Genomic DNA, 16,963 nt, shown 5'->3' with positions numbered 1-16,963 from the left:
CGCCGTCAGCGGCGGTTCATCCAGCTCCAACCAAACCAGATGATCAAGGCCAACAACACCCAAGGCAAAAGCGCCCGCAGCAGGATCGCCGCCAGGAACAGCACCAGCACGCTCACCGCTGCGCGCTTCACAAGCGCCCTGCTCTCCTCGGTCATGTACTGCCAGCGGGGAAGAAGGGCCATGGGTCGTGTTCATTGCTCGCATTTTTAGCCCCCTTGAACCAAAGACGAGGCATCGATTCACAGGCAACATGAATTCATGACCTCCCAGCTCCTCCACCTCAGCACTGAGGCCCCCTTCCAGTGCCTATCACTGACTGGCGAATTGCAGCGATTTGTTCAGGTGCATGGCGAACGCGATGGAGCCGTTGTGGTGTCAACGCAACACACCACCACCGCCGTGATCGTGAACGAACTGGAGGAGAGGCTCCTGTTGGATCTGCAGCAATGGCTGAGGCAGCTGGCGCCCCCCACTGCCGCTTGGAAACACAACGACCTGGAGCTGCGCCCTGGGATTCCCGACGATGAACCGCGGAACGCCCATGCCCACCTGCAGGCCCTGCTGCTCGGCCATCAAACAACGGTGGCGGTGAGCAATGGAGCCCTGCAGCTGGGGCGCTACCAGGACGTGATCCTGGTGGAACTCGATGGTCCACGCCAACGCAGGGTGTCACTGCAGTGGCTTTCCGCTTGATGCAGGGCCTTGATCCTCTCGGCCCGCACGCACCGGATGCCGCCGCCAGCGCGGAGGAGAACGCCGTGCTCTCAACCATCACGGCCGCGGCCGCCGACCACGAACGCAGCGGCGTGCCCCGTTCTGTGCTGGATCAGCTCAGTGCCATCGGCTGGCTGGGGCCAGTGGCGCCAGCTCCGCAGCAGCGGGAACGGGCGGAGCGGCTGGCCATGGCCGACACAGCCGTGTGGTTTTGCTGGTCGCAACACCAGTCGCCTCTGCGCTTACTGCAGGCCTCGACAAACGAAACGCTCAAAGAGCGCTGGCTGGATCGCCTGGCCACGGGGACAGCCGTTGGTGCCACAGCCTTTGCACACCTGCGCCGTCCAGGCCCCGCCAACCCCGTGGCCTCCGTGTGCAGCGATGGTTGGGAGCTGCAGGGCCAGCTCGACTGGATCACCGGTTGGGATCTGGCCGATGCAGTGGCCCTGCAAGTGCGCACCGGCCAGGATCCCGAGGCTTCCGTTCTGGCACTCCTGCTCGACAAGCAGGCCCAGGCCTCCCTGCCCAGGGGGCTGACCGCGGAACCCCCACTGCAGCTAATGGCCATGGGCGGCACCTGGAGTCGACCGGTTCACTTGGATCACTGCCCGATCCCGGCGTCCTGGGTGCTGGGAACCACGCCGATCGCTGCGTGGACAAAGGCCGATCAGGCCCGCACGCGCTTGGCCAACCCAGCCGCCTTCGGTCTGATCCGGGCTGCTCTCGGCGATCTGCTGAAGCAGGGCCAACGTCGCCGGGCGGAGGGATGGATCACCACGGCGCAGACCTTGGGGGAGGAGGCCTCAGAGCTGCGCAGGCGTTGCTACATCGCCGCCGACCATCCAGACAGCCTCAGCGACAAGGCGCACCACAACCTGCGTGCTGCAGCCCTGGCGATGGCGGAGCGCTGCTGTCGCGCAGCCTTGGTGAGCCACGCAGGTGGTGCCCTCCGCGATGGCCACCCCAGCGGCCGGCGCCTGCGTGAGGCTCTGTTTCTTCAGGTGCAGGCCCTGATCACACCGGTTCAGGACCGCTTGATCACAGGCCAAGGGACTTCAGATCAATTCCAGCCAAACTGAAACAAGCCCTGATCACTGTCGACCACCTGTGAGGTTTGTCTCGATGGCACCGGTTCTGAACACCACCAACGGCAGCGCTGTGGAAGAAGCCGTGGACCGGCTGTCATCCAGCGTGTTTCCCGAGGCCACCCTGGGGCAGTTGCTCGCCACGCTCTTGCTCGTGGGTGTGCTTGCGCTTGTGGTGGGTGTACCCATCGCCAGGAAACGCCAGCACGTGAGGCGATTCGAGCAGCGAATTCGCGAACGCGAGGATTCGCCGGAGTCGTGAGGGGCTTCAGCCGTTCGTGCAGTGGATCACAGGGCCGGAGACCGGATCGGTGACGCCCAGTTCTGGGGTCAGCTCCTCAAGCAGATCCCTGACTGAATTCAGGTGCTCAATCATCTCCGGCCGTGCCGCGACAAGAGACTCCTTGCTGTCCCAGAGAGCCACGAAGCAGAAGGCGCGCTCACCTGTACGTGCCAGGTAGCGCTGACGCATTCCACTGGGGGAAGCCCAGGCCTCCACAGCATCGAGGTAGCGCTGTTCGCACCCCTGCTTCACCACGACGCGAACACAATTGAGAAAGTCCGCCATGAGATTGGAGTCTGCAGACCGCATCCTCACAGCATTTGCCCTCGACGGCGACCCAGCGGCTCGATCCAGTGGTCGCGAACGACGCGGTGCTGGAGCAAGCGGCCTGACACCCGGCAGCCCAGGTTCACGATCCCCTCATCCACGAGCCGACCCAGGCGCACGGCGGCAGCTTCTTCCGTGCGGGAGAACCCCTGTTGATGCGCAGTGAGCCACTGCATCTCATCTTCCGTAATCACCCCCGTGGACAAGGATTCAAGGAAAAGCTCGCCGACGGTCATCGCTGCGATGTAACGAATTTGTTACATCCTGGCAGGCGCCGAAGCGCACTGCGGAAACAGCCTCACTTTTGGCAGCGAACGCGACAACCAACGTTCGTGAACTTTTTTTAAGCTGGGGGCAACCGAGCGCTGTTCCATGCAGCTGTCCCTCAGCCAAAAATTCGAGGTCGAGTCGCTCAAGCGCACCATCGACGCCACCGACAACGTTCAAGAGTTGCGTTCCCTCGCTCGCGAGCTGGCCGACCTCTACATGCGCCAGCGCGCCGCTACCGCCTGGGTGATCGCAGAGCAATGAAACGACGCAACTGGCACAGCCTCTTCAGCCAACTTCCCGACATCGAGCTTGAGAAGCTCGCGGTTCTCCGCTTGCTCGAGTGCAGCAACGGGGTGATTCAGCACCAGTTCCGCGATGGCCACGACGACGCCCTCTCCCCCGAGGAAACGCGTGAAGCCATGGCCTTTTCGATGCACTGCATCAAAACCATGGAAATCCCCCTTGGCGATGAGGTCATCCGCTTCAACGAAGAAACGGCTGACCTCTTCCAGGACGTCCGCACGCTGTACGTGAACGGCATGAAGCGCAATGACCCGGCGGCACGGGAAGAATTTTTCCTTGCATCCAGCGCCAACCTCCAGGCCATTGGCCTGGCCCGGCTCGAGCAAGCCAAACGCCGCCTCTTCAACGACTGCTACGAACTGCCCGTGCACACCCTCGACTGGGGCCTGGACTACATCAAGGGCTTTCTTGCCTCCAGCCGCCGCTGAACCCAGCAATCCGGATGTACGGATCCCCCCTTGCAGTCCCATTTCAGGAGGCGTAAGACGGAATTATCCCTTTCCTCAGGAGTCACGCGATGGCACCGTTAACAACTCCCTGCGCATGCCCCGATTGCGTCTGCACCGTGTCCGAAGGTGACGCTGTTCTCCGCGATGGCAGTGCGTTCTGCTCAGAGGCCTGCGCCAGCGGACACAAAAACCAGGAACCCTGCCACGGCAACGGGTCCTGCGGATGCACCTGCAACGCTTGATTCAGCTCCCTTCAGAGCTCAAACACGGTGCCCAGAAGCTCGGCCGGATGCGCGAATCGCTCGTCCCGGCTGAGTTCAAGCTGCACCAGCATCACGGCATGAGCAAGAAAGCGCAGCGCCGAGAGCAGCGCGAGGCCAAAACAAAGCGGGCAGTGAAGGATTCCCATGGAACGAGCATCGGCCCCTTCTGAAGCGACAGCTCCATTGCTTTCCATTTCTTGACCAAAACCCTCACCTTGGCTAGTACAGATGTACTGCGCCGTCGAGTGATGGAGTCCTGGAGTGTTCTCAGCGTCAACGAGTTGCAGCCCAGTCGCGGGTCAAGCGTTTGCATGACGTGCCAACACTTCCGCTACGGCTCTGACCTGCAGGGACGCACACTGCTGGGCTGCGAGCGGCAACATCAGCAACTTCCCCAGGGCTCACACCTCACCCACCACTGCCTGCAATGGGCTCCCAGCTGGCATCGCCAGGCTGGCTGGGCACCGGAAGTGGCCTAAGCGTTGCCCTCCAGCTCAAACCCCGAAGGCAACCGTGCAGACCGCATTCACCAATTGCGCCTCTCCGCGACTCTCCGGGGGATGGCCATTGAGCGTTCCGCTGCTGCAGTCGGCTCGCATTGGAGCACCATCCACCTTGAAGGTGATCACATTGCCGTCAGCGCGAACGCTGTCGTAATTCAGCGCATATGAACTATCGGGCACAGCGATCGTTGGGCTGCTGGCCTCGAAGGCACGACTCACCAGGCCACCAATCACAGCAGCACCAGCAAGGGCACCGAAGGTATTCCAACTCCAACGGTTGGCATACCCGGGGCCATACCAACGCCCGTGATGGCCGTACCAGTAGCCGTTGCTGTAGCGGTGGTGGTAGTGGTAGTGGTAATCGCGACTGCCGCCGTGATGATGGCCCCCGCCGTGATGGTGGCTGCCTCCGTGATGGTGACCACCTCCGTGATGGTGACCACCCCCGTGGTGATGGCCGCCGCCATGATGATGGTGACCCGCCAAGCCATGGCGCGTGGCCACACCCTGCAGGCCCAGCAGGCTGACCAGGAACAGCATTGACCCGAACCGCATCCCGTGCATTGGTTGACGTTCTCCCATTGCCTTCAATGGAGGGTTAGCAATGGAATGCACACAGGTGCAGGGAGCCTAAGCACCGCCTGAACGATCGAGATCCGCACCCAGCAGCCAAGCGCCATGGACCCACACCAATTCCCCCCAATCGCCGGGCGAGAACAGGCCATCCAGTCCCTCAGGCTGAATCGTCCCAGGCGATGGATGGCATTGCCGAGCAGCACGCTGGACAACCAGCAGGCCGCTTTCGCTTGTGCCCTGCACATGCATCAGCCCACCGTGCCAGCAGGAGTGAATGGGGCGCTGATCTCCCACCTCCAGTACATGTTCGATCGTCCAGGAGAGGGGGACAATCACAACGCCGAGCCTTTCGCCCAGTGCTACCGGCGCATGGCGACCCTGATCCCCGATCTGATCAACGAGGGCTGCAACCCCAAAATCATGCTGGATTACTCCGGCAATCTGCTCTGGGGTGTGGTGCAGATGGGCCGTGATGACATCACAGAGGCCTTGCGCTACCTCGCCTGTGATCAGCAGATGCAAAACCATGTGGAGTGGCTCGGCACGTTCTGGAGCCATGCCGTGGCACCCTCCACCCCGATCCCTGATCTCGCCTTGCAGATCAGTGCCTGGCACCATCAATTCGCTGATCTTTTCGGCAACGAAGCGTTGCAGCGCGTGCAGGGGTTCTCCCTGCCGGAGATGCACCTCCCCAATCACCCCGACACCCTGTTTGCTCTTGTGAAGGCGTTGAAGGACTCCGGTTATCGCTGGATGTTGGTGCAGGAGCACAGCGTGGAGCGATGCGACGGAACCCCCCTCGCGAGTGCCCAGCGGTACCTCCCCAATCAGCTCATGGCCAGGAACTCCCGCGGCGATGAGGTCAGCATCACGGTGCTGATCAAAACCCAGGGATCCGACACCAAGCTGGTGGGCCAGATGCAGCCGTGTTACGAGGCGATGGGTCTGGAAGCGCAGCAGCTCCATGGCAGAACCGTGCCATCACTGGTGAGCCAGATCGCCGATGGGGAGAATGGCGGCGTGATGATGAACGAGTTTCCTGAGGCGTTCCGTCAGGCCAACCGCCGCGTTCGGGATGGGGAAGGCAACGTCGCAGCGCTCAATGGCTCCGAGTATCTGGCGCATCTCGAATCCATCGGGGTGGAAGAGCGCCACTTTCCCCGGATTCAGGCTGTGCACCAGCACAGAGTGTGGGAGGACGTGGGTGATGCGATTCACCCGGACGCCATCACCGCAGCAATCGAGAAACTCACATCCCTTGGGGATGGGTTTTCGATGCAGGGTGCCTCCTGGACCAACAATCTCAGCTGGGTGGATGGCTACAGCAATGTGCTGGATCCGATGCAGGCCTTGAGCGCACGCTTCCATCAGCACTTCGACGCGGCCGTTGCTGCGGATCCATCGGTGACCGCCAGTTCTGCCTATCGACAGGCCTTACTGCACGTGTTGCTGCTGGAAACCAGTTGCTTCCGCTACTGGGGGCAGGGCCAATGGACCGAATTCGCCCAGGCCATCAACCGCCGGGGCGAAGCCTCACTGGCATCGTTGTCGTCGAGGTCTGCGTCCTAACGATGGGCCGCGTTCAGCCTGCGGACCTGGAGCGACGGCGCACCACCCGGCGTCCGTCCGGAGTTTGCTCAACGTCCGAACCGGCCTTTGCTGAACTCTCTTCCTTGAGGGTGACATCCTGTCCTTCAGGCTCACTGTCAGGGGGCTCCTGTTCGGCAATCAGCCCCACCACCACCGCAGCCTGAATCTGATCACTGAGATCCCCGATCACCATCAACGCCTTGAGGGTGAGTTCCAGGCGTGATTCCCGTGGCAGACCTGGGCGCAGCTTCTTCACTGAGCTCCAGAGCTCAAGCGCCACTTCTCTGAGGAGTTCCTTGTCTGCCATTCCAGGGACGTGCGATCCGATTGGTGTAATGAGGTCAACCTACCGTTCAGAGTGCAATGGTCCCCTCAGCGCATGGAGTAGGTCGGCTCAACCCGCGTCACGACCGCACCAGGGCAGAGATCGCGGGCGGCGCGCTGGGCTTGCACGGGGTCTTCCGCTTCCAGCCTGATGATCATTGGGCCATGCATGGCACCGCCGTAACGGCGTAGATGAACTTCGTAGTCAGTCATGAGAAGCTCCCGAACAGTGCGGGGATGGGTGCGTCCCCCGTGGCTTGAGCCTCGATCGTCCCTACAAAAACGGCACTGAAAATTGGCTGAGCAGCGGCTGAAAACTCCCTAAGCACGCCAGAATGCGCGCCATGGCTCTCACACTCGTTTACGACGGCGGCTGCCCGTTCTGCCGGCATTTCGCTCTCCGCAGTGAGTTGCTTGGGGGGATTCCAGACCTCGTGATTCGCGACGGCCGCAGCGATCATGAACTCAGATCCATGCTCAGGACGCGTGGCTACAACATCAGCAATGGCGCCGTGCTGATGGACGGCGAGCAGATTTGGCATGGCAGCGAAGCCATCGCCATGCTTTGCCAGAACCTCACACCAAGCGACCCGCTGCTGCGCATTCTTCATGGCGTGTTCAGTGACACCCGGCGCGCCAATCTTCTTTACCCGGGGCTGCTGGCAGCTCGTCAGATCGCCTTGGGGTTGAAGGGCCTTCCTCTCGATCCTGACTACCGAGGCGCCTGAGACGTCAGGCAACGCTCCACAGCCGTCGGCGCAGCGTCGGGATGGTGTTCAACCTGGTAAGCGAACTCATCGAGTTCAGCCCGCAATTCCAGAAGCATCAGAGCAAGCGAACGGGCCAGGTCCCTGCCAAAACTGATCTCCATCGTGGTCTCATCCAGGGACTCACCCGTTGTAGGCGCGCGCTTTTCTCTGGCGTGGCTCCTGTCAACGTGCCGTTACAGACGGCCGCAGCGATCCAAACTCAGAGAAGCAAGCCAGGCTTGGAGGGCGGATGCCTGACGGGAACCGGCAGAAGCCTGCCGGGCTGCTGCTGAGGCAGCACCCGGTAGCGGACGCGTGTGCGCATTTGGGATGCGCAATGGGTGATCAAACCCACCAGGAGCACCAGAACCAGGCCGGTGGCCGTGCGCTGGGTCATGCGCGCACCTCCCGCCGGGGCCAGATGCTGAGAAGCAACAGCAGCAGAGAAGCGACGGCGATAGGGACATTGATCAGAGCCCCCGGTGCTGTGGCGCTGGTGGGGATTGGACGCCACGCCGGGATGTAAGTGGCTCTCACGCTGTATTCGATCAACGTCAGCAGATAGAACAAAGGAATCATGGCCCGGTAGCGCAACAGAGCCAGCAGTTGCAGAAACGCCAGGATCAGCTGGCTGAGTCCCCAGAGAGCAAACACACCCACGATCGTGGCTGCCGCAGGATCGGAATAGCCGTCGAGAGGAATATGAGCGATCGACTGCGCACCACCATCAGCAGCCAGCAAATGATGCTGACTGCGCCAGAGCGTCACCAACACCAGGGGAGCAAACAACCAAAGCGCGAGACGGCGCCCTGGAAACACATTGCTGATGACCGGTGGAACGATCAGCCTGGGATCAAGACGATTCATGCTGAACGACCGGTTCATCGCCGCCCAACAATCACCGGCGGCGTGCCGCCTGCAGTTCCTGGCAAGCCTGGGACCACCTCGGTCTGACCATCCCACTTGTCGAGGAAGAGCTTGTAGAGCACCTGGTCATCGAGGCTCTTGTTCAGCGTGTCGTAGCGGAGGGCCTCCTGCTCAGCGATCTTCACCTCGGTCTGAGCCCGCAGAAGCTGCTGTTCAGCGATCTGCTTCTGCTCAATCGCCGCCCGGTATTCCTCGGCAATCTCAAGACCGGTGAGATCCAGACCCACCACTTTCACGTAATCGAACTGATCCAGCTCTTCAGCCACGGTGCTGGCCACCAGGGCAGAGATGTCGTTCCACTCCGACGCGATCGTGACCAGCTCGTACTGCGAAAACACCGACTTGAGTGCTTTAAGGAGCGATGGCTGGATAATCCGCGGATACACATCACGGTCGCTGCTGGCGATCGTGCTGTAAACCCTGCCGGCTTCATCGGGACGCAAGGCGTACTTGATGGTGGCTGTGGCCTGGATGACTTGGAGATCTTTGGTGAGCGTGGCGAAATTCTCAGGCCGCACCTGGGTGCGAATGCTGAAGGGCCATACCTGCTGAACCAAAGGTGCTTTCACATTGAGGCCCGGTTGCCGTGGCGTCCCGCTCACCTTGCCCAGGGTGGTGATCACGGCCACTTCACCTGCAGGAACGACGAACAACGATTGCGCCAGCAGCAGCAATCCAGCCAGCACAAGGGCCACGATGGCCACCAAGCCCCCCTCCGGACCTCCGGAGTTGACAGAACGCATCGGCGATGGACTTTGCATGCGGGGGTGGCGTCGAAGACGAATCACTTCCCACGTCCTAGCGAGAGGAAAGCCACAGTGCTCGCAAGCCCATCAGAACCCTGGTAGCGTCCAGCCATCCTGTCTGGGTCCCGTGCTGAGAAGCCTCCTCTCCTTGCTCTTCGCCGCAGTGATGTGGGTGCAGGTTCCTCAGTGGCAGAACGACTGGTCCCAGTGCGCTGTTGATGTTCCCGATGTGAACTGCCATTGGTACATCACAGCTCCAGACAACACCTTCGGGGAGGGATTCGACTGGGCCACGGCTCCCTGGTTCGATGTGAATGGTCTTTCCGATGTGGCCGAGCTCACCAACACCGTTTCAAACCTGCAGCACTGAACCATGCGCAACAGTTTGATTGCCGGGGTGATTGCCCTGCTGATGCTTGTGGCGCAACCTGTTTTCGCCGCCGATCTTCCCCTAACGGGCGTCGCGCTCGCTCCCTGTGATGCCTTGGATCCAGGAGCCCAGCCCAGTCCCGCAGCCTCCAGCAGACCCACGATCACCAGTCCGGAAGGGGCCAGCTGCTATGTGCTCACCGGCATGGTGAACAACAGTGGACGGCGTGCCGTCGTCGATACCGACGTGTACGCCAGGATCCTCGACCGCAGTGGTGAACCTGTTCTTCAAAACCGCACCCGGGTGGGTTCCATTGGTGATGTGGAGCCTGGCGAGCACCCGTTCGCTCTGCGACTGGCCGTGCCCACCGGCACACCGGGCCCGTTTGAGGTCAAAAATGCCCGCGCCCGAGGATTCAGTGCACCGGTTCGCAGTCGGGCAACGGATGACGATGACCTCCTGCCTTTAGAGCAGAGTGTGGTGGGTGCAGCGCCTCAAGACCCTGCGTCCTGACCGCGGCAATGCAAACCGTTCTCTTTCTCTGCACTGGAAATTATTTCCGGAGCCGCTTTTCGGAACTCTGGTTCAACCATCAGATCGCTCTTCAGGGCCGATGTGATGACGTTCACGCTGTCTCCGCTGGCTTGAACGTGAGAGCCGACAGCGGCAACGTCGGCGCCATCGCCAAGGAGGCGCAGGCGGCCTTGCAACACCGTGGCGTTGCCGTGAATCCAACCCAACTGGCGATGCCCCGTCAGGTCAGCCGACACGATGTGGAACAGGCCGATGTGGTGGTGGCCGTCGACGCCGATGCCCACAGGCCGATGGTGCAGGAGCTGTTTCCTGACCTGGAAACGAAGATCCGCTTCTGGCGCGTGAAAGATCTCGATGAGGTTGATGCCGTTGATGATCCGATCACGCTGCTGCAACAGAAGATTGATCAACTGATCAAGGCGTTGATCAGCGGTCACTGATGTTTCGGATCTTCCGTGCTGGCGCAGTGATTCTTTTGCTGTTGATCGGCATCGTCCTGATCAGCATTCATCCCCGCGCACGTCATCCGGACGATGTCATGCCTTCCCTTCGAGAGAACAGGAGGATGCCAAGAAATTCGATGCGCCGCCTGCGGGAGCAACGTCAATGAATCGACCTGCGCTTCAGCGCATTGATCAAACGCTGTTCAACGCACTGGCGGCGGAAGCCGACCAGCGACCGAGGCAACGCTGCAATCACAACTTCCACCAGGAGGCTGAGCCGGTGCAGCGCTTTCTCAACGTGCTGCAACCCGGTACCTACGTGCGTCCCCATCGTCATCAACGCGATCGAGAGGGAGCAGGGTTCGAGTGCTTCCTTGTTTTGCAGGGAATGATCGGCCTGCTGATCTTCAGCCCGGAGGGGGAGATCGTTCAAACGGAGACGCTCTCAGCATCCGGGCCAGTCCGAGGGGTGGAAGTGGCCGAAGGTCAGTTCCACAGCTTGGTGGCTCTGGAGCGCGACTCTGTGATTTTCGAGCTGAAGCAAGGGCCTTATCAACCTTGCCAGGACAAGGACTTCCTCCAAAGGTTTCCCCAGGAGCGGACGCCTGCAGCCGAAGACCAGGAGCGCAGCTGGCGCCAACGCTTCCTGGAGTCCCCGGCGACAGGGGCCCAAACGGGCAACGATTGAATTCAGTCCTCCATCGATGCGAACAGAACTTTGTGACTGGCCACCACCTCGGCATCACTGATGGCGGGGGTGATCTCCATCTCCACGCCGAACTGGGCACGCCAGGGAGCGAGATGGCGGAAGAGTTCCTCCGTGCCGCGGGCCTTCATCAGAGCCACCACCTGACCTTGCCCAGGCAGATGAGCGCGCTGAATCAATTCAAAGCCTTCAAAGCAGTCGTTCTGACAACCCCCTTCGAAATAGTTGATGAATTCCCTGTACACATCAAGCTGGCTGTCGATATCGGGGATGGTGCCCACAACGAAATAGAGCTGCATGATTCTTTGAGTCTCTGCGTCAGAAACTTAAGGGCAGCAAGGGTTGGCAACGGTGTCTTGCAACACGACTAGGCCCTTTCAAACAACGACAGCTGCTCGCTGTCACCAGGCCGATCCCTGATCCAACCCGTGGGATCCCAAGCATCCAGTAAAGGCTGCAAAGCCCTTAGGCCCGCTCCGTCAACAGCCGCCATCCATCCATCCTCGAGCCCATCCGGGATCACCACCGGCATGCGCGGGTGCAGGGGTCGGATCAAGGCATTGGGGGTGGTGGTGAGAATCGTGACACTCTCGATTTCGCTGCCATCCGCACCAAGCCAGCGCTCCCAGAGGCCTGCCAGCCAGAACGGTTGATGGTCGGCTCGGCGAATCCGCCAGCCCTTTTCAAAGAAACAGCTGGCTGGAATCAAACAACGCCGGTGACGCCAGGCTCCCCGGAACATGGCCTTGTCATCCAGGGTTTCCACTCGGGCATTGAAGGGTCGCGGTCCGCTCAGGGGGTCCTTGGTCCAGCCTGGAATCAAACCCCAGAGCATCAGAGCAGCAGAGGCGTCCTTGTCCTCCCTGCGCAAGACCAGCAGAGGTTCCCCCGGGCCAATCAGGTCGCGAGGTGCATAGCGATTCTGGTGTGCTGGATCCAAGCGCTGGCGCAACGGCAACGGCAAGTCCGACGCCGGAATCGAGAGAGCAAAGCGTCCGCACATCAGACCACGATCAAGCAAGATGTGGGCACACGATCGGATTCAATGAAGGAAGTCAGCGTCTTCGAACTTCTGATCCGCAATCTGGGACGTTTCGCCGCGGGATCGGGAGTAGTGGCCCTTTTGGTGTGGCTCACCTGGGTCATGCTTGATGTCCAGCACATGCAATCAGGATTCACCCTGCCTCAGTCGAGCTATTGAAGCGGGGTCTGCTCAAGCGTTGTTCTTGAAGATGCGTTCAAGATCTCGGCGGAACTGAGAGGTCGTGAGGGGCCTCTCGCCGGAACGCCGTCGGTTTCTCATCATCAGTGAGCCAATCCACCAGATCTGCAGTGCAGCAAAGAAAGCACCAAAGATCAGCAAACTGATCGTGGGCGCAGTCATCAAGTCCATGAGTCCAACCAAAAAAAATTGGACTGAAGCTAGAGCTTCAATCCAATCGAATTTGTTTCTTCAACTTGGAAGAAAATTCAGGCCTCAGCGCCCTGGCTGATGGTGCCATTGGAGACATAGGCATCATCAGCGGATTCAGACTGCTTGGCCGTCTCGGGATTGAAACGACGAACAATCAGCTCATCAATGGCGAAACAACCTGGACCAACGGCGAGGACGGCAGCGGCGGCAGCGAAGTAAAGGCCGAGAAGCTCCAGCAGGTAGATGTTGAAACCAGCGGTGATCACTGCGTGGTAGATCGCCACCGTGATCGTTCCAAGAATTGCCAGAGCTCCGAATCGAGTGAGCAGTCCTGTGATCAGAAGCCAACTGCCGCCGATCTCAGAGAACGCTGCGATGTAGGAGAGAACGATGGGGAAGGGAAGGTGAAGCGGACGCACGAAGGCGTCAGCGAAATTTTCAATATTGGCGAGCTTCTCGTAACCGTGATGAATCAGAAGCGTGCCGGTGAAAACACGAAGCACAAGCAGGCCCACATCGGAGAGCAATGGCTTGGAGAGAATCGTTCTGAGCACTGCGATGTCGGTAAGTTTAGGAAATGTAACGACTTAAGCCGCGAGCCCGCGAGCTCGGCAGATGTTTTGTCCATCTTTGAGCAGAAATACCCAGGCAAAGACCCGCTCCGCCCCACACCTTCACGCAGAAACCGCCAGTATGCATACTTCTATGTCGCTTGCTTGACATGAGCAGTGAAATGTTTCTCACTTTGTTCCTGGGCTTCGGCGCAGCTGTGACCAGCCTCGCCTTCTGGAAGTTGAGCCGCTTTCAGTCCACGAACCGCTTGTAGAGCCAACGCACGAAACCACCCACAACGGGCACAGGTTCAAAGGTCGGCCCCACAAAATCGAAGTAGTCGCGGTGATCGCACACCTTCCCGTCGCTGTTGAAGCGCAAGCGACTGGCCCCTGGGTAGATGAACTCGATGCCTTTGATCTTGAGCCCCATCTCCCATTCGATGAAGGCCGTATCCCCATCAACAGCGATGGCACTGGCCGTGAGATACACGTCATCACAGCGACGCATCAGACCATCCTGAGCCTCGATGTAAGCCTTGATGCCACTGCGCTCCTGCGTCGGATCCTGAAAGTGCACGTTCTCGTCGTACAGCTCACGCCATTGCGCTTCTGTGGGTGCTGCCATGCCGTAGGGCTTGGTGAACAGGGATCGAAGGCGCTCTGCGTCCACGGATGACGTCGCAATAACCGGTTGAACCCTATGCATAAATCAGTGGTCCCTGCATAGGCTCCAGCACACTCTGTGCTGAAGCCATGTCCGAACCGAGCTACCGCTACGAGCCTGTTGAAAAGTTCGGCGAGGGCCTGACCACCAACCGCCCCTGGAACACCAGCGCTCTCGCCGGAGTCGAAAGGCTGAATGGTCGCACCGCCATGGTGGGTTTCGCCGCGGCCGTGATCGGTGAATGGATCACCGGGTATGGCCCTGCTGGTCAGGTGATGGCGCTCATCCGCTGGTACCTCAGCTGAGCGTTGGCTCAGGAGCCGTGAGCTCATGAAGGGCGCTGTAATCACCAGTGTCCAGATCCGTGCCCTCTGCGCGCATCAGCAAATCGGCCAGGCTTTGCAGACCTCCGGCGTCCACCCCAGCCAGGCCTGCCTCGCGCAGAAACAGGTTCAAGTCCTTGCGCAGAAGGCTGGTGCTGAAATTGGGATCGCTGTAGTCATGCGTCAGCATCCGCTTGAGCTTTTTGTCCACCGTGGGCGCGTAGAGCGCGGATGGCCGCAGCACATCCATGAAGCTATCCACATCCAGGCCAGAGGCCTGAATCAACCGCAATGCCAGCGAGTAGCCGTGGGTGAGGCTGGCAATCAATTGGTTGAGAGCCAACTTGGCTGCCGCGCCGGTTCCCACGGCACCCATCCGCTTCGGCTCCAAAGCAAGATGCTTGAGCAGTGCGTACTGCTGATCAAACACCCCCTGATCACCGCCTGCCATCACCAGCAGCGTCCCTGCCAATGCCTCAGGTCGGCTCCCCAGGACTGGAGCCTCAAGATAAACACCGCCCTGCGCCTGCACCTGGGCCTCGAGAGCCACACTCTCGCTGATGCCCATGGTGCCCATGGGCATCACACAGCACCGATCCAAACCGCCCAACGCTGCCACCACCTCCGCAGTGATTGGTCCATCCCGAAGCACGGTGATCACCGTGCTGGCACCCGCTATGGCCTGGGCAGGATCATCAAAGCGCTCGGCACCGGCGGAGGTCAGCGGTGCACAGCGGGCTGGATCCCTGTTCCAAACCGCGAGCGCACAACCCACGCTCAACAGGCGGTGGCCGATGGCGGAGCCGAGGAGGCCAGTACCGAGCAGAGCAACCTTGGTCATCAGGCCGGAATCGCCTCCATCACAGGTTCGAGAAGCAGATCGCGGGCGCTGTTGAGCCTGGTCATCATCTCGGGATCACCGCCTTTGTCAGGGTGATGCTGAACAGCCAAGAGCTTGTGAGCACGCTTCACAGCCTGCTCAGTCAGGCGACCCGAGAGGGCCAAGCCCAAGGTTTGGCGGGCACAGATCGCCTCAAAGCCGGGATCCCGGCCAAGGGGGCAACGTTCGCGCTGATGATTGGACTGCCGGGGCTTGCGTTTGGAGCTGCTGCGTTTCCCGCCAGTGGCAGAGGAGCCTGTCGCTCCGAATCCATCTCCAGCCATCAGCGCATCGGGTAGGGCTCCCTACCTTGCTTGATCGCGAAGCCCCGATCAGGTGACCGAGCCGACAAATGGCCTGGGATCCTGGTCGAAGCGATGCTCAAATGGCAGCGCAGATGGTTGGTCCTGGCCTGCAAGAGCCGCGGTGCTTTCGAGGGCCTGCCTTAGTAGCCGGGCGCTGTGCAGAGGCATGTCGCGGGGCACAGAGATGCGATCCCGCAGATAGCGCAGAGCTGCGGCTGACCCTGAAGACGGCATCACTGCGGTCCCAGCGATCAGCTTGGTGAGTGCCGCGCGCAAGGGCTGATCAAACCCCTCCCCGAGAGGGCTGCGCACGAGCAGCGTGTGGCGATGGCGCAGCACCCGCTCCAGGGCTCGGGCCTGGGGAGTGACCCCTGCTTCAGGCGGTGTCCAACGGCATTCGAGGGCACCCAGTCCCTCCCCTTGATCCACCGCCGCGGCCATGAATTGTTGCTGCGCACTGCCATCCGCCCAGCATCCGCCCATCTGCGGAGGCAGATCGTGGGCATGGGTGTGCACATCACTCTGGGTGCCGCGATACGTCTCGAGTTGCTCAAGGGCCGTGAGCCAACGGTCGATCCCGGGGTGGGCCTCACGCAGTGCAAACCCCTTGAAGTAGGCGAGCGACGCATTCATGCGCTCCACGTAGGGGATGAACACCAGATCGGCGGTGCCAGGTGTTGCCCCGCTCGGATGGTCGGGATCGAGCCAGCAGCCACCACCAGCGGCGATCGCCTCCTCCATCTGGGAGGCCACCCTCTGGAACTGATCCCGGGCACGGCGTTCCTGGTCCTCGCGCAGGCCTGGGGTGCAGAGCCACACACACCAGGCGCGGAACAGCAACCGTTCCAGCTCACGCAAACGCCTCACCCGCCGGTCATGCATGCCAGCTCCCACCGGCCCGAAAGTGCGTTCAAGGGCCTCGAGGATGCGATCGCTCTCCGTGATCAGGCGACCATTGAGTTCCAGAGCCGGCAACATTCCCGAGGGAACCAGTGCCGTGAACCAGGGCTCCTTCGGGCCATAGCAGCGCATGGTGACCTTGCGGATCCGATAGGGCACCCGGCGCAGCTCAAGCCAGAGCCACACCTTCTGGCAGTACGGGCACCAGGCGTGGTGGTCCCGGAACAAGGTCACCTGCACATCTGCTTCGGAATGCCCGAACAGCCGCAAGCTGGCCTGGGCGTTGGTGGGGCCTTCCACGCGTTCGGCAGCAGCCGGTGCCAAAGCCTCCAGAGCAGCCCAGGAGAGCGCCTCCGCCTTCAGCGAATCGTCTGTCATCACGCCAACAGGTCTTGCCGCAGTTTGGCGGCAAGACGGAGACGAACGTCGGTTTGAGCCGAGTGATCAGCTGTAAACCTTGCCGATCAGAGGACCGGCCTGCTCATCGGTGAACACAGGTGTCACGGTCCAGTCGAGGCATTCCGCCCACTCGGCGGCGTGCTCGTAGCAGACGCCAGCATCATCGGTTTCCACCAGGATCCAGCCCTGAACCGAGCCGGGTGCGTGGTAACGGGTCCACGACTTGCAAGCTGGCATGGGGGCTCCGGTCTGCATGAACTTGCGAGCCGCTTTCTCGTGGTAACCGGTCTTGAAGTGCCAGTGCATGAGGAACAACATGAAATCGCTGAGAAAGGCGCTTCCAATTAGCACGTCTGCGCACG

Annotated in this window: 35 protein-coding genes; 15 read left to right on the top strand and 20 right to left on the bottom strand. The window is 60.9% G+C overall.

Features of this window, described 5'->3' with window-relative positions:
- Nucleotides 1-5: 5 nt before the first annotated feature.
- Nucleotides 6-182 carry a hypothetical protein gene (locus KQ296_RS03660; protein ID WP_011932761.1) on the bottom strand — a complete coding sequence of 59 codons (177 nt, stop codon included), beginning with the start codon at nucleotides 180-182 and terminating at the stop codon, nucleotides 6-8.
- A gap of 76 nt (nucleotides 183-258) precedes the next feature.
- Between KQ296_RS03660 and KQ296_RS03655 the strand changes: the two genes are divergently transcribed.
- The 3 genes from KQ296_RS03655 to KQ296_RS03645 are packed head-to-tail and all read left to right on the top strand — an operon-like array spanning nucleotide 259 to nucleotide 2,061.
- Nucleotides 259-693, top strand: coding sequence for a secondary thiamine-phosphate synthase enzyme YjbQ (locus tag KQ296_RS03655; RefSeq protein ID WP_011932760.1), 435 nt, complete (start codon nucleotides 259-261; stop codon nucleotides 691-693).
- A complete protein-coding gene (locus KQ296_RS03650) occupies nucleotides 678-1,793 on the top strand; it encodes an acyl-CoA dehydrogenase family protein (protein ID WP_259726343.1) in 1,116 nt (371 codons plus the stop codon). Before KQ296_RS03655 ends, KQ296_RS03650 begins: the two co-directional genes overlap by 16 nt.
- A gap of 43 nt (nucleotides 1,794-1,836) precedes the next feature.
- On the top strand, nucleotides 1,837-2,061 hold the full coding sequence (locus KQ296_RS03645) for a hypothetical protein (protein ID WP_011932758.1): 225 nt from the start codon (nucleotides 1,837-1,839) through the stop codon (nucleotides 2,059-2,061).
- Between the two features lie 6 nt (nucleotides 2,062-2,067).
- On the opposite strand, the gene KQ296_RS03640 is transcribed toward KQ296_RS03645, so the two are convergent.
- Both KQ296_RS03640 and KQ296_RS03635 read right to left on the bottom strand, forming a co-directional pair.
- Nucleotides 2,068-2,367, bottom strand: coding sequence for a hypothetical protein (locus KQ296_RS03640; protein WP_011932757.1), 300 nt, complete (start codon nucleotides 2,365-2,367; stop codon nucleotides 2,068-2,070).
- 26 nt (nucleotides 2,368-2,393) lie between these two features.
- Entirely contained in the window at nucleotides 2,394-2,645 is a 252-nt protein-coding gene (locus KQ296_RS03635; RefSeq protein WP_011932756.1) for a hypothetical protein, read from the bottom strand.
- 136 nt (nucleotides 2,646-2,781) lie between these two features.
- Between KQ296_RS03635 and KQ296_RS03630 the strand changes: the two genes are divergently transcribed.
- From KQ296_RS03630 to KQ296_RS03620, 3 genes are all read left to right on the top strand, one after another.
- A complete protein-coding gene (locus tag KQ296_RS03630) occupies nucleotides 2,782-2,940 on the top strand; it encodes a hypothetical protein (RefSeq protein WP_011932755.1) in 159 nt (52 codons plus the stop codon).
- Entirely contained in the window at nucleotides 2,937-3,410 is a 474-nt protein-coding gene (locus KQ296_RS03625) for a hypothetical protein (protein ID WP_011932754.1), read from the top strand. The genes KQ296_RS03630 and KQ296_RS03625 overlap by 4 nt, the downstream gene beginning before the upstream one ends.
- Before the next feature lie 89 nt (nucleotides 3,411-3,499).
- A complete protein-coding gene (locus KQ296_RS03620) occupies nucleotides 3,500-3,673 on the top strand; it encodes a metallothionein (RefSeq protein ID WP_011932753.1) in 174 nt (57 codons plus the stop codon).
- Between the two features lie 11 nt (nucleotides 3,674-3,684).
- Here the strand turns inward: KQ296_RS03620 and KQ296_RS03615 are convergent, their stop codons facing one another.
- On the bottom strand, nucleotides 3,685-3,840 hold the full coding sequence (locus KQ296_RS03615) for a hypothetical protein (protein ID WP_259726342.1): 156 nt from the start codon (nucleotides 3,838-3,840) through the stop codon (nucleotides 3,685-3,687).
- A gap of 51 nt (nucleotides 3,841-3,891) precedes the next feature.
- Between KQ296_RS03615 and KQ296_RS03610 the strand changes: the two genes are divergently transcribed.
- A complete protein-coding gene (locus KQ296_RS03610; protein WP_259726341.1) occupies nucleotides 3,892-4,173 on the top strand; it encodes a hypothetical protein in 282 nt (93 codons plus the stop codon).
- A gap of 15 nt (nucleotides 4,174-4,188) precedes the next feature.
- On the opposite strand, the gene KQ296_RS03605 is transcribed toward KQ296_RS03610, so the two are convergent.
- A complete protein-coding gene (locus KQ296_RS03605) occupies nucleotides 4,189-4,752 on the bottom strand; it encodes a hypothetical protein (protein WP_259726340.1) in 564 nt (187 codons plus the stop codon).
- A 75-nt stretch (nucleotides 4,753-4,827) separates the two neighbouring features.
- Nucleotides 4,828-5,022: a hypothetical protein gene (locus KQ296_RS03600; protein ID WP_259726358.1), complete on the bottom strand. Its 195-nt coding sequence runs from the start codon at nucleotides 5,020-5,022 to the stop codon at nucleotides 4,828-4,830.
- Between KQ296_RS03600 and KQ296_RS03595 the strand changes: the two genes are divergently transcribed.
- Nucleotides 5,017-6,342, top strand: a complete 1,326-nt coding sequence (locus KQ296_RS03595) for a glycosyl hydrolase family 57 (RefSeq protein ID WP_399240241.1) — start codon at nucleotides 5,017-5,019, stop codon at nucleotides 6,340-6,342. The genes KQ296_RS03600 and KQ296_RS03595 overlap by 6 nt on opposite strands.
- A 13-nt stretch (nucleotides 6,343-6,355) precedes the next feature.
- Here the strand turns inward: KQ296_RS03595 and KQ296_RS03590 are convergent, their stop codons facing one another.
- Nucleotides 6,356-6,670 (bottom strand): TIGR03894 family protein, encoded by a 315-nt coding sequence (locus tag KQ296_RS03590; protein ID WP_011932748.1) that lies wholly within the window; start codon nucleotides 6,668-6,670, stop codon nucleotides 6,356-6,358.
- Between the two features lie 65 nt (nucleotides 6,671-6,735).
- A complete protein-coding gene (locus tag KQ296_RS03585) occupies nucleotides 6,736-6,900 on the bottom strand; it encodes a hypothetical protein (RefSeq protein ID WP_011932747.1) in 165 nt (54 codons plus the stop codon).
- A gap of 131 nt (nucleotides 6,901-7,031) precedes the next feature.
- Here KQ296_RS03585 and KQ296_RS03580 point away from each other — a divergent pair, with 131 nt between their 5' ends.
- Nucleotides 7,032-7,415, top strand: coding sequence for a DCC1-like thiol-disulfide oxidoreductase family protein (locus KQ296_RS03580; protein ID WP_041428790.1), 384 nt, complete (start codon nucleotides 7,032-7,034; stop codon nucleotides 7,413-7,415).
- On the opposite strand, the gene KQ296_RS03575 is transcribed toward KQ296_RS03580, so the two are convergent.
- The 4 genes from KQ296_RS03575 to KQ296_RS03560 all read right to left on the bottom strand — a co-directional run bounded on the left by KQ296_RS03575 (nucleotide 7,400) and on the right by KQ296_RS03560 (nucleotide 9,106).
- The gene (locus tag KQ296_RS03575) at nucleotides 7,400-7,558 is read right to left on the bottom strand and encodes a hypothetical protein (protein ID WP_011932745.1); all 159 of its coding nucleotides are present in this window, start codon (nucleotides 7,556-7,558) and stop codon (nucleotides 7,400-7,402) included. The genes KQ296_RS03580 and KQ296_RS03575 overlap by 16 nt on opposite strands.
- Nucleotides 7,559-7,656: 98 nt before the next feature.
- A complete protein-coding gene (locus KQ296_RS03570) occupies nucleotides 7,657-7,833 on the bottom strand; it encodes a hypothetical protein (protein ID WP_011932744.1) in 177 nt (58 codons plus the stop codon).
- Nucleotides 7,830-8,321, bottom strand: a complete 492-nt coding sequence (locus KQ296_RS03565; RefSeq protein ID WP_259726339.1) for a hypothetical protein — start codon at nucleotides 8,319-8,321, stop codon at nucleotides 7,830-7,832. The genes KQ296_RS03570 and KQ296_RS03565 overlap by 4 nt, the downstream gene beginning before the upstream one ends.
- Nucleotides 8,318-9,106: a prohibitin family protein gene (locus KQ296_RS03560; RefSeq protein ID WP_011932742.1), complete on the bottom strand. Its 789-nt coding sequence runs from the start codon at nucleotides 9,104-9,106 to the stop codon at nucleotides 8,318-8,320. The genes KQ296_RS03565 and KQ296_RS03560 overlap by 4 nt, the downstream gene beginning before the upstream one ends.
- Nucleotides 9,107-9,236: 130 nt before the next feature.
- Here KQ296_RS03560 and KQ296_RS03555 point away from each other — a divergent pair, with 130 nt between their 5' ends.
- The 4 genes from KQ296_RS03555 (at nucleotide 9,237) to KQ296_RS03540 (ending at nucleotide 11,144) form a co-directional block, all read left to right on the top strand.
- Nucleotides 9,237-9,479: a hypothetical protein gene (locus KQ296_RS03555; protein WP_011932741.1), complete on the top strand. Its 243-nt coding sequence runs from the start codon at nucleotides 9,237-9,239 to the stop codon at nucleotides 9,477-9,479.
- A 3-nt stretch (nucleotides 9,480-9,482) separates the two neighbouring features.
- Nucleotides 9,483-9,992 carry a hypothetical protein gene (locus KQ296_RS03550; RefSeq protein ID WP_011932740.1) on the top strand — a complete coding sequence of 170 codons (510 nt, stop codon included), beginning with the start codon at nucleotides 9,483-9,485 and terminating at the stop codon, nucleotides 9,990-9,992.
- Between the two features lie 8 nt (nucleotides 9,993-10,000).
- A complete protein-coding gene (locus KQ296_RS03545; protein WP_011932739.1) occupies nucleotides 10,001-10,453 on the top strand; it encodes a protein-tyrosine-phosphatase in 453 nt (150 codons plus the stop codon).
- Nucleotides 10,454-10,619: 166 nt separating this feature from the next.
- Entirely contained in the window at nucleotides 10,620-11,144 is a 525-nt protein-coding gene (locus tag KQ296_RS03540) for a WbuC family cupin fold metalloprotein (protein ID WP_011932738.1), read from the top strand.
- A gap of 2 nt (nucleotides 11,145-11,146) precedes the next feature.
- On the opposite strand, the gene KQ296_RS03535 is transcribed toward KQ296_RS03540, so the two are convergent.
- Nucleotides 11,147-11,461 (bottom strand): DUF3303 domain-containing protein, encoded by a 315-nt coding sequence (locus tag KQ296_RS03535; RefSeq protein WP_011932737.1) that lies wholly within the window; start codon nucleotides 11,459-11,461, stop codon nucleotides 11,147-11,149.
- Between the two features lie 68 nt (nucleotides 11,462-11,529).
- Nucleotides 11,530-12,165 (bottom strand): SOS response-associated peptidase, encoded by a 636-nt coding sequence (locus KQ296_RS03530; RefSeq protein WP_011932736.1) that lies wholly within the window; start codon nucleotides 12,163-12,165, stop codon nucleotides 11,530-11,532.
- Between the two features lie 42 nt (nucleotides 12,166-12,207).
- Between KQ296_RS03530 and KQ296_RS03525 the strand changes: the two genes are divergently transcribed.
- The gene (locus tag KQ296_RS03525) at nucleotides 12,208-12,363 is read left to right on the top strand and encodes a hypothetical protein (RefSeq protein ID WP_011932735.1); all 156 of its coding nucleotides are present in this window, start codon (nucleotides 12,208-12,210) and stop codon (nucleotides 12,361-12,363) included.
- Nucleotides 12,364-12,632: 269 nt separating this feature from the next.
- Here KQ296_RS03525 and KQ296_RS03515 read toward each other — a convergent pair whose 3' ends face one another.
- Nucleotides 12,633-13,130 carry a DoxX family protein gene (locus KQ296_RS03515; RefSeq protein WP_041428425.1) on the bottom strand — a complete coding sequence of 166 codons (498 nt, stop codon included), beginning with the start codon at nucleotides 13,128-13,130 and terminating at the stop codon, nucleotides 12,633-12,635.
- Between the two features lie 250 nt (nucleotides 13,131-13,380).
- The gene (locus KQ296_RS03510; protein WP_050815875.1) at nucleotides 13,381-13,836 is read right to left on the bottom strand and encodes a nuclear transport factor 2 family protein; all 456 of its coding nucleotides are present in this window, start codon (nucleotides 13,834-13,836) and stop codon (nucleotides 13,381-13,383) included.
- Between the two features lie 47 nt (nucleotides 13,837-13,883).
- Between KQ296_RS03510 and KQ296_RS03505 the strand changes: the two genes are divergently transcribed.
- Nucleotides 13,884-14,099 (top strand): chlorophyll a/b-binding protein, encoded by a 216-nt coding sequence (locus KQ296_RS03505; protein WP_011932731.1) that lies wholly within the window; start codon nucleotides 13,884-13,886, stop codon nucleotides 14,097-14,099.
- Here KQ296_RS03505 and KQ296_RS03500 read toward each other — a convergent pair.
- The 4 genes from KQ296_RS03500 to KQ296_RS03485 all read right to left on the bottom strand — a co-directional run bounded on the left by KQ296_RS03500 (nucleotide 14,092) and on the right by KQ296_RS03485 (nucleotide 16,919).
- The gene (locus KQ296_RS03500; protein WP_011932730.1) at nucleotides 14,092-14,958 is read right to left on the bottom strand and encodes an NAD(P)-dependent oxidoreductase; all 867 of its coding nucleotides are present in this window, start codon (nucleotides 14,956-14,958) and stop codon (nucleotides 14,092-14,094) included. The genes KQ296_RS03505 and KQ296_RS03500 overlap by 8 nt on opposite strands.
- Nucleotides 14,958-15,281, bottom strand: a complete 324-nt coding sequence (locus KQ296_RS03495; RefSeq protein WP_011932729.1) for a molecular chaperone DnaJ — start codon at nucleotides 15,279-15,281, stop codon at nucleotides 14,958-14,960. Before KQ296_RS03495 ends, KQ296_RS03500 begins: the two co-directional genes overlap by 1 nt.
- A gap of 48 nt (nucleotides 15,282-15,329) precedes the next feature.
- Nucleotides 15,330-16,580, bottom strand: a complete 1,251-nt coding sequence (locus KQ296_RS03490; RefSeq protein ID WP_011932728.1) for a glutathione S-transferase family protein — start codon at nucleotides 16,578-16,580, stop codon at nucleotides 15,330-15,332.
- 66 nt (nucleotides 16,581-16,646) lie between these two features.
- A complete protein-coding gene (locus KQ296_RS03485; protein ID WP_011932727.1) occupies nucleotides 16,647-16,919 on the bottom strand; it encodes a DUF3303 domain-containing protein in 273 nt (90 codons plus the stop codon).
- Nucleotides 16,920-16,963: the final 44 nt, after the last annotated feature.

This window comes from Synechococcus sp. CS-197 (assembly GCF_025128215.1).
Lineage (GTDB): Bacteria > Cyanobacteriota > Cyanobacteriia > PCC-6307 > Cyanobiaceae > Synechococcus_C.
The sequence above is the reverse complement of the archived record's forward strand: the minus strand, read 5'-3'. Positions and strand labels throughout refer to the sequence as shown.

What these genes read in the sequence shown, in the direction of transcription:
- KQ296_RS03660 (WP_011932761.1), bottom strand. Translation starts at nt 182, where the DNA reads ATGGCCCTTCTTCCCCGCTGGCAGTACATGACCGAGGAGAGCAGGGCG.
- KQ296_RS03655 (WP_011932760.1), top strand. Translation starts at nt 259, where the DNA reads ATGACCTCCCAGCTCCTCCACCTCAGCACTGAGGCCCCCTTCCAGTGC.
- KQ296_RS03645 (WP_011932758.1), top strand. Translation starts at nt 1,837, where the DNA reads ATGGCACCGGTTCTGAACACCACCAACGGCAGCGCTGTGGAAGAAGCC.
- KQ296_RS03640 (WP_011932757.1), bottom strand. Translation starts at nt 2,367, where the DNA reads ATGGCGGACTTTCTCAATTGTGTTCGCGTCGTGGTGAAGCAGGGGTGC.
- KQ296_RS03635 (WP_011932756.1), bottom strand. Translation starts at nt 2,645, where the DNA reads ATGACCGTCGGCGAGCTTTTCCTTGAATCCTTGTCCACGGGGGTGATT.
- KQ296_RS03630 (WP_011932755.1), top strand. Translation starts at nt 2,782, where the DNA reads ATGCAGCTGTCCCTCAGCCAAAAATTCGAGGTCGAGTCGCTCAAGCGC.
- KQ296_RS03625 (WP_011932754.1), top strand. Translation starts at nt 2,937, where the DNA reads ATGAAACGACGCAACTGGCACAGCCTCTTCAGCCAACTTCCCGACATC.
- KQ296_RS03620 (WP_011932753.1), top strand. Translation starts at nt 3,500, where the DNA reads ATGGCACCGTTAACAACTCCCTGCGCATGCCCCGATTGCGTCTGCACC.
- KQ296_RS03615 (WP_259726342.1), bottom strand. Translation starts at nt 3,840, where the DNA reads ATGGGAATCCTTCACTGCCCGCTTTGTTTTGGCCTCGCGCTGCTCTCG.
- KQ296_RS03605 (WP_259726340.1), bottom strand. Translation starts at nt 4,752, where the DNA reads ATGCGGTTCGGGTCAATGCTGTTCCTGGTCAGCCTGCTGGGCCTGCAG.
- KQ296_RS03595 (WP_399240241.1), top strand. Translation starts at nt 5,017, where the DNA reads ATGCATCAGCCCACCGTGCCAGCAGGAGTGAATGGGGCGCTGATCTCC.
- KQ296_RS03600 (WP_259726358.1), bottom strand. Translation starts at nt 5,022, where the DNA reads ATGCATGTGCAGGGCACAAGCGAAAGCGGCCTGCTGGTTGTCCAGCGT.
- KQ296_RS03590 (WP_011932748.1), bottom strand. Translation starts at nt 6,670, where the DNA reads ATGGCAGACAAGGAACTCCTCAGAGAAGTGGCGCTTGAGCTCTGGAGC.
- KQ296_RS03585 (WP_011932747.1), bottom strand. Translation starts at nt 6,900, where the DNA reads ATGACTGACTACGAAGTTCATCTACGCCGTTACGGCGGTGCCATGCAT.
- KQ296_RS03580 (WP_041428790.1), top strand. Translation starts at nt 7,032, where the DNA reads ATGGCTCTCACACTCGTTTACGACGGCGGCTGCCCGTTCTGCCGGCAT.
- KQ296_RS03575 (WP_011932745.1), bottom strand. Translation starts at nt 7,558, where the DNA reads ATGGAGATCAGTTTTGGCAGGGACCTGGCCCGTTCGCTTGCTCTGATG.
- KQ296_RS03570 (WP_011932744.1), bottom strand. Translation starts at nt 7,833, where the DNA reads ATGACCCAGCGCACGGCCACCGGCCTGGTTCTGGTGCTCCTGGTGGGT.
- KQ296_RS03565 (WP_259726339.1), bottom strand. Translation starts at nt 8,321, where the DNA reads ATGAACCGGTCGTTCAGCATGAATCGTCTTGATCCCAGGCTGATCGTT.
- KQ296_RS03560 (WP_011932742.1), bottom strand. Translation starts at nt 9,106, where the DNA reads ATGCGTTCTGTCAACTCCGGAGGTCCGGAGGGGGGCTTGGTGGCCATC.
- KQ296_RS03550 (WP_011932740.1), top strand. Translation starts at nt 9,483, where the DNA reads ATGCGCAACAGTTTGATTGCCGGGGTGATTGCCCTGCTGATGCTTGTG.
- KQ296_RS03545 (WP_011932739.1), top strand. Translation starts at nt 10,001, where the DNA reads ATGCAAACCGTTCTCTTTCTCTGCACTGGAAATTATTTCCGGAGCCGC.
- KQ296_RS03540 (WP_011932738.1), top strand. Translation starts at nt 10,620, where the DNA reads ATGAATCGACCTGCGCTTCAGCGCATTGATCAAACGCTGTTCAACGCA.
- KQ296_RS03535 (WP_011932737.1), bottom strand. Translation starts at nt 11,461, where the DNA reads ATGCAGCTCTATTTCGTTGTGGGCACCATCCCCGATATCGACAGCCAG.
- KQ296_RS03530 (WP_011932736.1), bottom strand. Translation starts at nt 12,165, where the DNA reads ATGTGCGGACGCTTTGCTCTCTCGATTCCGGCGTCGGACTTGCCGTTG.
- KQ296_RS03525 (WP_011932735.1), top strand. Translation starts at nt 12,208, where the DNA reads ATGAAGGAAGTCAGCGTCTTCGAACTTCTGATCCGCAATCTGGGACGT.
- KQ296_RS03510 (WP_050815875.1), bottom strand. Translation starts at nt 13,836, where the DNA reads ATGCATAGGGTTCAACCGGTTATTGCGACGTCATCCGTGGACGCAGAG.
- KQ296_RS03505 (WP_011932731.1), top strand. Translation starts at nt 13,884, where the DNA reads ATGTCCGAACCGAGCTACCGCTACGAGCCTGTTGAAAAGTTCGGCGAG.
- KQ296_RS03500 (WP_011932730.1), bottom strand. Translation starts at nt 14,958, where the DNA reads ATGACCAAGGTTGCTCTGCTCGGTACTGGCCTCCTCGGCTCCGCCATC.
- KQ296_RS03495 (WP_011932729.1), bottom strand. Translation starts at nt 15,281, where the DNA reads ATGGCTGGAGATGGATTCGGAGCGACAGGCTCCTCTGCCACTGGCGGG.
- KQ296_RS03490 (WP_011932728.1), bottom strand. Translation starts at nt 16,580, where the DNA reads ATGACAGACGATTCGCTGAAGGCGGAGGCGCTCTCCTGGGCTGCTCTG.
- KQ296_RS03485 (WP_011932727.1), bottom strand. Translation starts at nt 16,919, where the DNA reads ATGTTGTTCCTCATGCACTGGCACTTCAAGACCGGTTACCACGAGAAA.